The sequence below is a fragment of the Kitasatospora sp. NPDC002543 genome (assembly GCF_053594915.1).
Genome location: NZ_JBSFWR010000054.1, coordinates 1 through 13,662, shown reverse-complemented (window position 1 = coordinate 13,662; position 13,662 = coordinate 1). Strand labels below are relative to the sequence as shown.

The window sequence follows — 13,662 nt, the reverse complement described above, 5'->3', positions numbered from 1 at the left end:
CGTCATCCTTTCAGGGCTCCGCCCAGCAGGCCGGCCACGAACTGCCGCTGGAAGAGCAGGAAGAGCACCATCAGCGGGAGCGTGGCCAGGAAGGAGCCGAGCATCAGGCCGGAGTAGTCGACGTGGGTCAGTCCGGTCAGCGTGTTGAGCGCCACCGGCACGGTGTACTTGTCCTCGGTGTTGAGCATCAGCAGCGGCCAGATGAAGCCGTTCCACTGGCCCATGAAGGTGAAGATCACCAGTGCGCCCAACTGCGGCCGCACGCACGGCAGGACGACCCGGTAAAAGGTGCGCAGCTCGCCGGAGCCGTCGATCCGGGCCGACTCCAGCAGTTCGTCGGGGAAGTCCAGGAAGCCCTGGCGCATCAGCAGGATGCCGAAGGAGTTGGCCAGGAAGGGCACGATCACGGCCTGGTAGGTGTCGATCCAGCCGAGGCTGGCCATCATCTGGAACAGCGGGACCAGCAGCACCTGCAGCGGGATCATCATGGTCGCCAGCACCAGGCCGAGCAGCAGTCCGCGGCCCCGGAAGCGGTACTTGGCCAGGCCGTAGCCGCACATCGCGGAGAGCAGCGAGCTGAGCGCGGTGTAGACGACGGCGGTGCCCAGGCTGTTGAGCAGCACCCGGCCGAAGCCGATGGTCTCCTGGAGGTGCGCGAGGTTGCGCAGCAGGTTGCCACCGGGCAGGAACGGCGGTGGGGAGTGGAACAGTTCGGAGCTGCTGTGGGTGCTGGCGATCAGCATCCAGGCGAAGGGCACCAGGCTGATCACGGCGCCGAGGACGAGGGCGGCGAGGGCGGCGAGGCGCCCGAGCCGGGCGGGCAGCGGGGTGCGGCCGCGCCGGAGCGGCACGGTGGCGGTCATCGGCGGCGGTCCCTTCCGTAGAGGCGGAACTGGAGCAGCGAGATCGCCGCGATGATCAGGACGACCACCCAGGCGATGGCGGCCGCGTAGCCGAAGTCGAGCTGCTGGAAGCCGACCTTGTAGAGGTAGACCACCGGGGTGAGCGTGGCGTCGCCGGGGCCGCCGCGGGTCAGCACGTAGTTCTCGTCGAAGAGTTGCAGGGTGCCGATGGTGGAGGTGATGACACAGAACAGCACCACCGGGCGCAGCTGCGGCAGGATCACGCCGGTGTAGGTGCGGACGGCGCCGGCGCCGTCCAGGGCGGCGGCCTCGTACTGGTCGCGGCCGATGGCGTGCAGTCCGGCGAGCAGGATCACGGCGTTGTAGCCGGTCCACCGCCAGGTGACCGAGCCGATCAGCGAGATCCTGGCCCAGGTGGGCGAGTTGAGCCAGTCGACGGGGCCGAGGCCGAGGGCCTGGAGGAGCTGGTTGGCGAGGCCGCCGTCGGTGCGCAGCAGGACCTGGAAGACCACGGCGTAGGCGACCAGGGTGGTGACGGCGGGCAGGAAGAAGACCGCCCGCCAGCCGGCCCGGAAGCGCAGCCAGGACTGGTTGAGCAGGACGGCGAGCACCAGGGCGAGGCCGATCATCACGGGCACCTGGACGGCGAGGATCAGGCCGGTGTTGACCAGGGAGTGCAGGAAGGCCGGGTCGTGGAGCATCCGGCGGTACTGGTCCAGGCCGACCCAGACGTCGGCGCCGTCCCGGCGGGCGGTGAAGCTCTGGAAGAGGCTGGCGCCGAGCGGGTAGGCGAAGAAGGCGACGAAGAGGGCGGTGGTGGGCCCGGCGAACAGCCAGGCGGCGGTGCGTGGGGAGCGCCTGCGGCGGGCGGGGGCGGCCTGGGCGGCGGCCGCCGGTTTGCGCAGGGACGCCGGAGGACTGGTCATCGGGCCGGCCCCTACCCGACCGCTTGGCGGCCGGTGGCGGTGGCGATCTGGCGGGCGGCGGAGCGCAGCACGGTGCCCGGGTCGGCGCCGTTGTGCAGCACCTGGTTGACGGCGGTGGTGACGATGTCGCCGGCCTTGGAGTCCTCGGAGGTGAACTCGACGGTGGGGATGCTCCGGGTGAGGTCGGCGAACAGCCGCATGGCGGGCTGGCCGTCGTAGTAGGGCGCGGGCTGCTGGAAGTAGGGGTCGTCCAGGGCGGGCAGGTAGGCGGGGAAGAGGCCTTCGTGCCGCATCATCGAGGCCTGGTTGGCCTTGTCGGCGAGCAGGAAGGAGAGGAAGGCCCAGGCCGTCTCCGGGTTGCGGCTCTGCGCGGTGACGCACAGGGCGGAGCCGCCGCTGTTGGAGGTGCGGGTGCCGCCGGGGGTGAAGGCGGGCAGCGGGACGACACCGAACTTGCCGCCGAGGTCGGCCAGGTCGGTGGTGAGGGTGCCGTCCCACCAGGCGGCGGTGGGGTTGGTGGCGCTCTTGCCGTCGTGGGTGGCGGAGACCAGGCCGTCCCAGCCGCTCTCGAAGTCCACCAGGTCGCGGTCGACGAGCTGTTTCATCAGGGTGAGCGCGCGTTCGGCGGCGGGGGTGGCGACGGCCACCTTGCCGCCGGTGAACCAGCGCTGGCCCTGTTGCTGGAGCAGCAGGGCGAAGAAGCTGTCCCGCTTGGTGTCCAGGGTGATCAGCCTCTTGCCGGTGGCAGCCTTGAGGGTGGTTCCGGCGGTGAGGTAGTCGTCCCAGGTGTTCAGGCCCGCCGGGTCGATCCCGGCCTGTTGGAAGAGGTCGCGCCGGTAGAACAGGGCGCACGGTCCGCTGTCCCAGGGCAGGGCGAAGACCTTGCCCTTGGTGTCCGTGACGGTGCGCCAGGCGGACTCGGCGTACTGCTCCTTAAGGTTCCCGGCCCGGCTGGTGAGGTCGACCAGGCCGTTGGGGAAGTTGCCGATGTAGGTGGGCAGTTTGTGGCCCTCGACGGTGAGGATGTCGGGCAGTCCGCTGCCGGCGCCGAATCCGACGGTGATCTTGTCGTAGGCGTTGTCGTAGCCGATGTCCACCACGTCGACGGTCGTGCCGGGGTGGGCCTGTTCGAAGGCCTTGCCGAGCCGCTGCATCGCCTTGGCGGCGACGTCCCAGGACCAGATGGTGACCTTTCCCGTGAGGGCGGCGCCCGGGCTGCCGGCGAGCTGCTTGGCGCCGGTGCCGCCGCTGCCGCCGGCTCCTCCGGTCGCGCACCCGGTGGCGCCGGCCAACAGCAGTGCGCCGCCCGCGAGTCCGGCGGAGAGGAACCGGCGGCGGGACGGGCCGTCGGTGAATCCTCCCTGGTCGCCGGGTAGTTGGGGATGTTTTTCGTGCCGGGTTTCTGCGGACATCTTGCCTCCCGACTGGTGAATGCCGAATGCTGTATACAGAACTCAGCATTCACAACCCCGTCAAGGCTTGTGACTGAAATCGCGGAAGGTGCCAGGATGAGCACACGCGTCCCCCGAACCCACCCGTACATCCCCAACTCCGCGCCCCAGGTGAGGAAAGCGATGCTGGCGGCGGTCGGCGCCCAGGACGTCGAGGAGTTCTACGCCGACATCCCCGCCGCCCTGCGGCTGGACCGCCCGCTGCGGCTGCCCGAGCCGCTCGGCTCCGAGGCCCGGCTGGTCGCCCACATGGAGGAACTGCTCTCCCGCAACACGGCCGTGCCGCCGGGCCGCAGCTTCCTCGGCGCCGGCTGCTACCGCCACCACGTGCCCGCCGTGGTGGACGAGATCGTCAACCGCAGCGAGTTCCTCACCGCCTACGCGGGCGAGCCGTACGAGGACCACGGCCGGTTCCAGGCGCTGTGGGAGTACCAGTCCCTGATGGCCGAGCTGCTCGCCGTCGAGGTCGTCAACGTGCCGACGTACGACGGATTCCAGGCCGCCGCGACGGCGCTGCGGATGGCCGGGCGGGCCACCGGGCGGCGCCGGCTGGTGCTGGTCGGCGCGATCGACCCGGACCGGCTCTCCCGGATCCGCGACTACGTGCGCGGCGTCCACGAGCTGGTGTCCGTCCCCGCCGACCCGGCCGCCGTCGAGGCCGCGCTCGCCGAGGGCGACGTCGCCGCCGTCTACGCCCAGCTCACCGACCACCGCGGCCGGGTGGACACCGCCCTGCCCCGGTACGTCGAACTCGCCCACCGGGCCGGGGCCCTGGCGGTCGCCCACGCCAACCCGCTGAGCCTCGGCGTGCTCACCCCGCCCGCCGAGCTCGGCGCCGACCTCACCTGCGGCGACCTCCAGCCGCTCGGCATCCACCCGAGCTTCGGCGGCGGCAACGCGGGGTTCATCGGCAGCGCCGACGACGAGCGCCTCGTCGCCGAGTACCCGAGCCGGCTCTTCGGCCTCGCCCCCACCGACGTCCCCGGCGAGTACGGCTTCGGCGACGTCGCCTACGAGCGCACCTCCTTCGCGGTCCGCGAGGAGGGCAAGGAGTGGGTCGGCACCGCCGCCGCCCTGCACGGCATCGCCGCCGGGGTCTACCTCGCGCTGATGGGACCGCACGGCATGCGGGAGATCGGCGCCACGATCCTCGCCAACACCGCCTACGCCCGGCAGCGCCTCGCGCTCGTGCCCGGTGTGGAGCTCGCCGACCCCGAGGCCGTGCACTTCGCCGACTTCACCGTCCGCTACACCGGCGAGCGCACCGCCGCCGAGATCGCCGAGGCGCTGCTCGCCCTCGGCCTGCACGGCGGCACCCCGGCCGGGTCGCACGAGGGCCGCTACTGCGTCACCGAGCTGCACACCGCGGCCGACATCGACCGCCTCGCCGAAGCGCTTGAGGAGACCGTCAAATGACGAACCGTCAGAACACCGGCGCGGTGGACCCGCGGATCGCCCCCAAGCCCGCCCTGCGCCGCTTCCACCAGGCCCGCTGGGACGAGAAGCTCGTCTTCGAGCTGGGCACCCCCGGCGAACGCGGCGTCCTGCCCCCGCTGCCCGAGCCCGCCGTCACCGCCGCCGTGGGCGACCCGGCCGAACGGCTGCCCGCCGCGCTGCGCCGCACCACGCCGCCCGGCCTGCCCGAACTCGGCCAGCAGCAGGTGCTCCGGCACTACCTGCGGCTCTCCCAGGAGAACCTCGGCGCCGACCTCAACGTGGACGTCGGCCAGGGCACCTGCACCATGAAGTACAGCCCCAAGGTCAACGACACCTTCGTCCGCGACCCCCGGATCGCCGCCCTGCACCCGGCGCAGGACCCCTCCACCGTCCAGGGCGTGCTCGAACTCGTCCACCGCCTGGAGCAGTTGCTCAAGGAGATCTCCGGCATGGACCGGGTCAGCCTCCAGCCCGGCGCGGGCTCGGCGGCGATCTGGACCAACGTCTCGGTGATCCGCGCCCACCACGCCGCCCGCGGCGAGCTGGAGCAGCGCGACGAGATCATCACCACCGCCTTCTCCCACCCCTCCAACGCCGCCTGCGCCAAGACCGCCGGCTTCCGGGTGATCACCCTGCACCCCGACGCCGACGGCTACCCCGGCATCGAGGCGCTGCGTGCCGCCGTCGGCCCGCGCACCGCCGCGCTGCTCATCACCAACCCCGAGGACACCGGCATCTACAACCCCCGGATCGCCGAGTTCGTCCGGATCGTCCACGAGGCCGGCGGCCTGTGCGCCTACGACCAGGCCAACGCCAACGGCATCCTCGGCATCACCCGGGCCCGCGAGGCCGGCTTCGACCTGTGCCACTTCAACCTCCACAAGACCTTCTCCACCCCGCACGCCTGCGGCGGCCCGGCGGCCGGCGCCTGCGGCGTCACCGCCGAACTCGCGCCCTACCTGCCGCGCCCCACCGTCGAGTTCGACGGCGAGCGGTACCGCCTGGACGACGACCGGCCGGACTCCGTCGGCAAGATCCGCCCGTACCTGGGCGTCGTGCCGAACCTGGTGCGCGCCTACGCCTGGATCATGGCGCTGGGCGCCGAGGGCCTGCGCGAGGCCGCCGAGACCGCCGTACTCAACAACAACTACCTGCTGCACCGGGTGCGGCGGATCCGCGGCGTCTCCGTCCCGTACGCCGAGGGCCGCCCCCGGGTCGAACAGGTCCGCTACAGCTGGCAGCAGCTCAACGAGGACACCGGCCTGCACAGCGAGGACCTCGGCTACCGCGCCGCCGACTTCGGCACCCACTACTGGACCAGCCACCACCCGTACGTCGTCCCCGAGCCGATGACGCTTGAGCCCACCGAGTCCTACTCCCGGGCCGACCTGGACGAGTACGCGGCGATCCTCGCCGAGGTCGCCCGCGAGGCGTACGAGGACCCGGAGACCGTCCGCACCGCGCCGCACAACTCCACCGTGCACCGGATCCGGCACGAGCCGCTGGACGACCCGGCGCACTGGTCGGTCAGCTGGCGCGCGTACCGCCGCAAGGTCCTGGGCGAGCGGCCGTGACGTCCGCCCCGGGCGCCCGCATCGGGCTCGTGGTCAACCCGGTCGCCGGTCTCGGCGGCCGGGTCGGCCTCAAGGGCAGCGACGGCGCCGAGGTCCAGCGGCGGGCCCTGGCGCTCGGGGCCCGGCCGCGGGCCGCCGCCCGGGCCGCGCTGACGCTGCGCCACCTCCCCGCGGACGTGGAGCTGATCACGGCCGACGGCCCGATGGGCGCCGACGCCGCACGGGCGGCCGGCCGGCCCGCGCGGGTCGTCCACCGGCCCGCCGCGGCACGGACCGGCGCCGCGGACACCCGGGCGGCGGTCCGCGCCCTCGTCACCGCCGGCGCCGGGCTGCTGCTGTTCTGCGGCGGCGACGGCACCGCCCGCGACGTGCTCGACGCCCTCGGCCCCGAACCCCGCCTGCCGGTGCTCGGCATCCCGGCCGGCGTCAAGATGCACTCCGCCGTGTTCGCCGTCCACCCCCGGGCCGCCGCCGAGGTCGCCGCGGCCTGGGCGGCCGGCCGGGGGGTACGGCTGGAGACCGCCGAGGTGGTCGACCGCGACGAGGCCGCCCTGCGGGCCGGCCGGGTCTCCGCCCGGCTGTACGGCCGGCTGACCGTGCCGGTGCTGCCCGCCCGCGTGCAGCAGCGCAAGACCGGCAGCTCCGGGCCCGACCCGGGCACCCCGGCCGGCATCGCCGCCGAGGTCGCCGAACGGGTCGGCCCCGGCGGGCTGCTGCTCCTCGGCCCCGGCAGCACCACCTACGCGGTGGCCACCGCGCTCGGCGCGCGCGGCGCCAGCCTCACCGGGGTCGACCTGCTGCGGCTCGGCCCCGGCTCCGCGCTCGGACCCGGCCGCGCCGACGGCCTCGCCACCGCCGCCCGGGTCCTGATCCGCGACGCCCGGGCCGACCAGCTGCGCACCCTGCCCGCTACCCCCCACATCGTGCTCTCCCCGATCGGCGGCCAGGGCTTCCTGCTCGGCCGCGGCAACCAGCAGCTCACCCCCGAACTGCTGCGCGCCGCGGGCCGGGAGAGGCTGCTGGTGCTCGCCACCGAGGCGAAGCTCGCCGCGCTGGCCGGGCGGCCCCTGCTGCTGGACACCGGCGACCCCGACCTGGACGACGCCCTCTCCGGCCACGTCCGGGTGATCACCGGCCGCCGCTCCGGCGCCGTGTACCGCCTCTCCTGCTGAACCCACCGCCCCACCCGACGATCCCACCGTCCCTCCTGACGATCCCACCGCCCCACTCCCCCGGGCCAGTTGAAGGAGCCACCATGATCGACCTGCACGGCAAGCGCGCGATCGTCACCGGCGCCGCCTCCGGCATCGGCCGGGCCACCGCCGCCCTGCTCGCCGAACTCGGCGCCGCCGTCGTCCTCCTCGACCTCGACGCCGACCGCGGCGAACGGGCCGCCAAGGAGATCGGCGCCACCTACGTCCGCTGCGACGTCTCCCGGCGCGCCGACTGCGAGCACGCCGTGGCCACCGCCGTCGGCCGACACGGCGGCGTGGACGTGCTGTTCAACAACGCCGGCATCATCCGCCGCTCCACCGTCACCGAGATCACCGACGAGGACTGGGACCTGGTGATGGCCGTCAACGTCCGCTCGATCATGCTGCTCAGCGGACTGGTGGTGCCGCTGATGGCCGCGAACGGCGGCGGCAGCATCGTCAACACCGGCTCCGGCTGGGGCATCAAGGGCGGCGGCCGGGCGATCTCCTACTGCGCCTCCAAGGGCGCCGTCGTCAACATGACCCGGGCGATGGCCATCGACCACGGCCCCGACAACATCCGGGTCAACTGCGTCTGCCCGGGCGACACCGACACCGGCATGCTCGCCGAGGAGGCCCGCCAGCTCGGCGAGAACCCGGCAGCCTTCTACACCGACGCCGCCGACCGCCCGCTCGGCCGCATCGGCCAACCCCGGGACATCGCCCAGACCGTGGCCTTCCTGGCCAGCGACGCCGCCGCCTTCGTCAGCGGCGCGGTCATCGCCGTCGACGGCGCCGGAACCGCCTGACGCCCGCGCACCGTACCGGACCGCACCCCCGTACGGCGGCCGGGCGACGACGTGCGTCGCCCGGCCGGTACGCTACGGACCGAGGAAGAAGGGAAGCCCGATGGCGATCGAGCGGCGACCGCTGCGCGAGCAGGTGAAGGACGAACTCCTGGAGCAGCTCGGCCACGGCCGGTTCACCCCCGGCGAGTCGATCAACGAGGTCCAGCTCGCCGAGGAACTGGGCGTCAGCCGGACCCCCCTGCGCGAGGCCCTGATCAGCCTGGAGCGCGAGGGCATCATCACCAGCGAACGCGGCAAGGGCTTCCGCTTCGCGCCCACCGGCAAACAGGAGTTCCTCGACCTCACCGCGATCGTGATCGCCCTGGAGTCACTGGCCCTGCGCACCTCCGACCCGGCACACCTGGCCGAGATCGCCCCCCGGCTGCTCGCCGAGGCCCGCGCCTTCTCCGCCCCCCAGGCCCCGCACGGCACGATAGAGCGCTACGACGACGCCTGGCACGCCCTGCTGCTCTCCGGCTGTGCCAACGCCCGGCTGCGCGAGATGATCGAGTCGCTGAAGCTCACCCTGCACCGCTACGAACGGGTGGTGGTCGGCGACCACGAGATCCTGGAACGCGCCGCCGAGGAGCACGAGCGGATCGCCCAGTGCCTGCTGGACGGCGACGTCGACCAGGCCGTCACCGCGCTGGAGGCCAACTGGACCAGCGGCATGGAGCGCATCCTGGACCGCCTGCCCCCGGTCGCCGCGGTCTGACCCGGGCCGGACGCGGACGGCCGTGACCCGGCCGGGGCCGCCCGCCCACCCGTCAGTCCAGCAGCTCGGCGACGCCCGGGGTCAGCCAGTGCAGCCGGTCCGCCAGGCCCGCCGCCGCGAACCGCTCGGTGGTCTCCGCCCGCCCCTCGGTGAAGTGCTCCCACGAGGTGTAGTGGACGGGGACGACCCGGCGGGCGCCGAGCGAGGCGGTCAGCGCGGCGGCCTGCGCCGCGTCCATGGTGATCAGCCCGCCGCCGCCGAAGGCCTCGATCCGGGCCGCCCCGAGGTGCAGCACGGCCGTACCGATCCTGAACCTCCGCCCCACCTCGTCCAGTTCGGGGGTGTGGACGGTGTCACCCGAGACGTACAGCGCCTCCTCCTCGCCGGGCGCCTCGACCACGAACCCGGTGACGTCCCCGACCGGTCCGTGCACCCCGGGCGTGCCGGTCACCCGCAGGGTGCGGCCGTCCACGGTGAGCTCGCGGGTCTGCCACGGGGCCAGCCCCAGCGCCCCGCCGCCGAGCCGGGCCGCACCGCTGACCGTGGTCAGCACCGGGCGGCCGGCGAGCAGGGTCCGGCCGGTGGCGTCCAGGTTGTCGGGGTGCTCGTCGTGGCTGAGCAGTACGGCGTCCACCGGCGGCAGCTCGTCCGGGCCCATGGCCGGGCCACCGGTGCTGCGCAGGACCACCGGATCGTGCCGGTACTCGGCGGGGGCCGGATCGAAGACCGGATCGGTGAGCAGCCGCAGGCCGCCGACCTCCAGCAGGACGGTCGCGGTTCCGACGTGCATGGCCTTGATCTTCACAACTCTCCTTGGTTTTCACAGGATTGACGATCAGTCAGTCGTTCGCGCGTCCGGGATCCGGAACCGGCGCCGGTAGTCCGCCGGGGTGGTGGAGAGCCGGTCCCGGAACACCCGGTGCAGGGTCTCCACCGAGCCGAAACCGCAGGCCCGGGCCACGCCCGGCAACGGGTGGTCGCTGCGCTCCAGCAGCCGGCGGGCGGCCTCCAGGCGCAGCTCCTCGACGTACGCCCCCGGGGTGGTGCCGGTCTCGGCGCGGAAGACCCTCGCGAAGTGCCGCTCGCTCATGGCGAGTCGCCCGGCGAGCGCGGACACCGACAGATCGGCGGCCAGGTGCTCGCCGGCCCAGCGGCGCAGGCCGCGCAGGTCCGCCCGGCCGCCCGTGCGGTGGGCCAGCGGGACACTGAACTGGCTCTGCCCTCCCGGGCGTTGGAGGTACATCACCATGATCCGGGCGATCTCCAGCGCCAGGTCGTCGCCGTGGTCCTCGGCGACCAGGGCGAGGGTGAGGTCCATCGAGGTGGTCAGGCCCGCGCTGGTCCACATCCGCCCGGAGCGGATGAACACCGGGTCGGCGTCCACCTCGACGGCCGGGTGGTCGGCGGCCAGCCGCTCGGCGGTCGCCCAGTGGGTGGTCGCGCGGTGCCCGTCCAGCAGCCCGGCCGCGGCCGTCACGTGCGCGCCCGCGCACACCGAGGCGACCCGCCCGGCCCGCGGCCCGGCCTCCCGCAGCCAGGCGACCACCGCCGGGTCCACCCGCGGCACCGGCCCGTCCGGCCCCGGGTCCACCCGCCCCGGCACCAGCACCGTGTCCGCCCGCACCCGCGCCCCGGCCAGCGTCCCGGTCACGTGCAGCGGCACGCCCGAGAACGTCGCCACCGGCCCGGCCCGCTCCGCGCACACCCGCACCTCGTACCCGGGCCGCCCGGGCGGCAGCAGCCGCCCGGCCAGCGCGAGGATCTCGGCGGGCCCGGTCACGTCCAGCGCGTTCACCCCGGGGAACACCGGGATCACGACCAGGTGCGGCAGGCGGGGCGCGTCGTCCGTGCCACGGTGCGCGTTCTCCGGCCCACGGGGTGCGTCGTTCATGCCCCTACCCTCGCCCGGCGGCACCCATGGCGGCAATGACGGGACTCTGCAACATCCGGCCACCGCCCACGGCCTACGCCTCCGGCCCGAGCGGCCCCGGGACCAAGGTCCGATGGACGCCCCACCGCCCCGGCGCAGCATGATGGCCCGCATGTTCGGCAAATGGATCGACTGCCGGGTGCGGCCCGGAGCACGTGAGGCGTTCGCCGCCGGCCAGCGGCACTGGTCGGCGCTCTCCGACCAGCCGGGCCTGGTGGGCCAGACCGGCGGCTGGCAGCCCGACGCGGACCGGGCCCTGCTGCTCGCCCTGTGGGCCGACGAACCCGCCTACGCCCGTTTCCTGCGCGAGCGCCACGACCGGATCGCCGACCTGGCCGACCAGCGCTCCTCCTCCCTGGAGATCGAGGTCTCCACCGGCCCGGTGGTGCTCACCATGCCGGGCGCGGCCCCCTCCCTGCCCGCGGCCCTAGGCCGGGCCACCGTCCTGCGCGCCGCCGACTGCCGCCTCCACCCCGGCCGCGCCGAGCACTTCCTCGACGTCCAGCGCGAGGTCTGGGCACCGGGCATGGCCGCCGCGGACGGCATGCTGGGCGGCACCGTCACCCGGCTCGCCGCCGACCGCTGCCTCGTCACCACCCTGTGGACCACCGCCGCCGCCCACCACGCCTACACCACCGACCACCTCCCCGCCCTGCTCGCCCGCGCCGCCGTCGCCACCGACGTCCGCGCGCTGACGGGCCACCTGCTCCCCCTCGAACCCTCCTGGCGCGTCCTCGGGGCGCCGGGTCCGGTCCTCTGAGCAGGCCGGCCGGTCCGGCAGTCCGAGGACACGGACGGGCCCCCGGGCCGGGCGAGGTGCGCCGGTCCGGGGGCCTGGTACGGCCGGATCGAGAGGGTCGGGCTCAGATGGGCCAGTGGGTGATGCTCTGCCACGTGCCGCAGTCCGTGGGCGAGGTGGTGCCGCCCTTGCAGACGGCGATGCTGCCGGTGGTGGTGTACTTGTAGTACTGGCGGGCGTTGACGGCCACGCTGCCCGCGCCGCAGATCTCCGCCTGCTTGGTGGTGGGGCCCGGGGTGAAGTCGAAGGTGTACCTGGTCCACACCGCGTAGCAGCCGGTGCCCGTGTTGGTGAGGGTCCCGGTGAGCACCAGGTCGGTGCCGAAGCCGCCGGAGCTGGTCTCGGTCCAGCGGGTCCCGGAGGCCGAGGCCGCGGTGCCGTAGGAGGCGGACCAGGCCACCGTGGTGGCGGCCGTCGTGGGGGCGGCGGAGGCCGCCTCGGCCGGTGCCGCGACGGCGGTGGCGGTGGCCGGAACGGCGGCGAACAGGGCGGCGGTGGCCGCCGCGGCGGTCCATCGGGCGGTACGCATCAGATCGATTCCTTGTCCATGGGGGAACAGGTCCGGCGTGGTGCGGATGCCGTGGTACTGGCGGTGCCGATAGTGCTGCCGGATCGCGGACGAGCGCGGCGATGACGACCGCACGTACCGCGAACCGGCGTCCAATTCTTACGGACGTCGAACAACGTACACGCCCGGCGAAGGATTCGAGCGGGAATTCCACCGAGCTGCCGGACGGACCGGCAGCCGACGTGGCTCCGGGAGTATTTCGCCGAGGCGTTTCATCAGTATCTTTCGTTCCAGCCGAAAAACGATCGGCCGTCACGCGCCGGAACGAATCGGGAGGGTCAGCCCCCGATGGGCCAGTGGGTGATGCTCTTCCACTCACCGCAGTCCGACGGGTAGGTGGTACCGGCCTTGCAGATGGCGATGCTGCCGGTGGTGGTCAGCGAGTAGGACTGGCGGGCGTTGACGGCCACCGTGCCCGCGCCGCAGACCTCGGCCTGCTTCTTGGTGGGGCCCGCACTGAAGTCGTTGGTGAACTGGGTCCACACCGCGTAGCAGCCGGTGCCCGTGGTGGTGAGCGTGCCGGTGAGCACCAGGTCGGTGCCGAAGCCGGACGGCTTCTGCTCGGCCCAGCGGGTCCCGGAGGCCGAGGCCTCGGTGCCGTAGGAGGCGGCCCAGGCCACCGTGGTGGCGGTGATCGTCGGGGCGACGGCGGACGCCCCTTCGGCCGGTGCCGCGAGGGCGGTGGCCGGAGCGGCGGCGAACAGGGCGGCGGTGGCCGCCGCGACGGTCCATCGAGCGATACGCATCAGATCGATTCCTCGTCCATCGGAAACAGGTCCGGCGTGGTGCGGATGCCGTGGTACTGACGGTGCCGGTAGTGCTGACGGATCGCGGACGAGCGCGGCACGGCGACCGCGCATGCCACGAACCGGCGTCCAAGTCTTACGGACGTCGAACAACGTACACGCCCGGCGAAGGATTCGAGCGGGAATTCCACCGAGCTGCCGGACGGACGGGCGTCCGACGGAGCTTCAGGAATATCCGGTACGCCGTTTCATCAGCGTCTTTTACTCCAGCCGAAAACAGCTGCCACCCATGAACTGGCAATGGAACGGCAAAACGCTCCCTAAATCCGGTTCCCGGCCTGTTCGACGGTTCTGATCACCGGTGCCGTCACCGAGCCGATGCCCGTCTGCCCGGACGGGGCGGGCGGGCGGCCGGCCGGCGCGGGCAGGCGCCGCGGACGGGTGCCGCGGACGGGCGGTGCGGACGGGTGCCGCGGACGGGCGGTGCGGACGGGCGGTGCGGACGGGCGGTGCGGACGGGCGGTGCGGACGGGCGGTGCGGGCAGGCCAGGCGGAGCACCGGGCCGGGGGGGGGGGGGGGGGCCCCCCCCCCCCCCCCGGGGGGGGGGGGTG

The 13,662-nt window shown here is 73.6% G+C and carries 13 protein-coding genes; 6 read left to right on the top strand and 7 right to left on the bottom strand.

Going from position 1 to position 13,662, the window contains the following annotated elements:
• Nucleotides 1–2 precede the first annotated feature (2 nt).
• The 3 genes from ACWD4P_RS22475 to ACWD4P_RS22465 are packed head-to-tail and all read right to left on the bottom strand — an operon-like array spanning nt 3 to nt 3,201.
• Entirely contained in the window at nt 3–863 is an 861-nt protein-coding gene (locus ACWD4P_RS22475; protein WP_359820103.1) for a carbohydrate ABC transporter permease, read from the bottom strand.
• Nucleotides 860–1,789 carry a carbohydrate ABC transporter permease gene (locus ACWD4P_RS22470; RefSeq protein ID WP_449780785.1) on the bottom strand — a complete coding sequence of 310 codons (930 nt, stop codon included), beginning with the start codon at nt 1,787–1,789 and terminating at the stop codon, nt 860–862. The genes ACWD4P_RS22475 and ACWD4P_RS22470 overlap by 4 nt, the downstream gene beginning before the upstream one ends.
• Nucleotides 1,790–1,800: 11 nt before the next feature.
• Complete coding sequence (locus ACWD4P_RS22465) at nt 1,801–3,201, bottom strand: ABC transporter substrate-binding protein (protein ID WP_449780784.1); 1,401 nt, start codon at nt 3,199–3,201, stop codon at nt 1,801–1,803.
• Between the two features lie 96 nt (nt 3,202–3,297).
• On the opposite strand from ACWD4P_RS22465, the gene gcvPA reads away from it, so the two are divergent.
• The 5 genes from gcvPA (at nt 3,298) to ACWD4P_RS22440 (ending at nt 9,007) form a co-directional block, all read left to right on the top strand.
• Nucleotides 3,298–4,656: an aminomethyl-transferring glycine dehydrogenase subunit GcvPA gene (gcvPA, locus tag ACWD4P_RS22460; protein WP_449780783.1), complete on the top strand. Its 1,359-nt coding sequence runs from the start codon at nt 3,298–3,300 to the stop codon at nt 4,654–4,656.
• Complete coding sequence (gcvPB, locus tag ACWD4P_RS22455; RefSeq protein WP_449780782.1) at nt 4,653–6,251, top strand: aminomethyl-transferring glycine dehydrogenase subunit GcvPB; 1,599 nt, start codon at nt 4,653–4,655, stop codon at nt 6,249–6,251. The genes gcvPA and gcvPB overlap by 4 nt, the downstream gene beginning before the upstream one ends.
• Entirely contained in the window at nt 6,248–7,423 is a 1,176-nt protein-coding gene (locus ACWD4P_RS22450) for an ATP-NAD kinase family protein (protein WP_449780781.1), read from the top strand. The genes gcvPB and ACWD4P_RS22450 overlap by 4 nt, the downstream gene beginning before the upstream one ends.
• Before the next feature lie 83 nt (nt 7,424–7,506).
• The gene (locus ACWD4P_RS22445) at nt 7,507–8,253 is read left to right on the top strand and encodes an SDR family NAD(P)-dependent oxidoreductase (protein WP_449780780.1); all 747 of its coding nucleotides are present in this window, start codon (nt 7,507–7,509) and stop codon (nt 8,251–8,253) included.
• A 100-nt stretch (nt 8,254–8,353) separates the two neighbouring features.
• Nucleotides 8,354–9,007: a GntR family transcriptional regulator gene (locus tag ACWD4P_RS22440; protein WP_449780779.1), complete on the top strand. Its 654-nt coding sequence runs from the start codon at nt 8,354–8,356 to the stop codon at nt 9,005–9,007.
• A gap of 52 nt (nt 9,008–9,059) precedes the next feature.
• Here ACWD4P_RS22440 and ACWD4P_RS22435 read toward each other — a convergent pair whose 3' ends face one another.
• Together ACWD4P_RS22435 and ACWD4P_RS22430 are read right to left on the bottom strand one after the other, a co-directional pair.
• Nucleotides 9,060–9,797: an MBL fold metallo-hydrolase gene (locus ACWD4P_RS22435; protein ID WP_449780778.1), complete on the bottom strand. Its 738-nt coding sequence runs from the start codon at nt 9,795–9,797 to the stop codon at nt 9,060–9,062.
• A gap of 45 nt (nt 9,798–9,842) precedes the next feature.
• Nucleotides 9,843–10,898 carry a GlxA family transcriptional regulator gene (locus ACWD4P_RS22430; protein ID WP_449780777.1) on the bottom strand — a complete coding sequence of 352 codons (1,056 nt, stop codon included), beginning with the start codon at nt 10,896–10,898 and terminating at the stop codon, nt 9,843–9,845.
• Between the two features lie 151 nt (nt 10,899–11,049).
• Between ACWD4P_RS22430 and ACWD4P_RS22425 the strand changes: the two genes are divergently transcribed.
• Nucleotides 11,050–11,697, top strand: a complete 648-nt coding sequence (locus tag ACWD4P_RS22425; RefSeq protein WP_449780776.1) for a DUF4937 domain-containing protein — start codon at nt 11,050–11,052, stop codon at nt 11,695–11,697.
• 103 nt (nt 11,698–11,800) lie between these two features.
• Here the strand turns inward: ACWD4P_RS22425 and ACWD4P_RS22420 are convergent, their stop codons facing one another.
• Both ACWD4P_RS22420 and ACWD4P_RS22415 read right to left on the bottom strand, forming a co-directional pair.
• Nucleotides 11,801–12,265 (bottom strand): hypothetical protein, encoded by a 465-nt coding sequence (locus ACWD4P_RS22420; protein ID WP_449780775.1) that lies wholly within the window; start codon nt 12,263–12,265, stop codon nt 11,801–11,803.
• Between the two features lie 317 nt (nt 12,266–12,582).
• Nucleotides 12,583–13,050: a hypothetical protein gene (locus ACWD4P_RS22415; protein ID WP_449780774.1), complete on the bottom strand. Its 468-nt coding sequence runs from the start codon at nt 13,048–13,050 to the stop codon at nt 12,583–12,585.
• Nucleotides 13,051–13,662 lie beyond the last annotated feature (612 nt).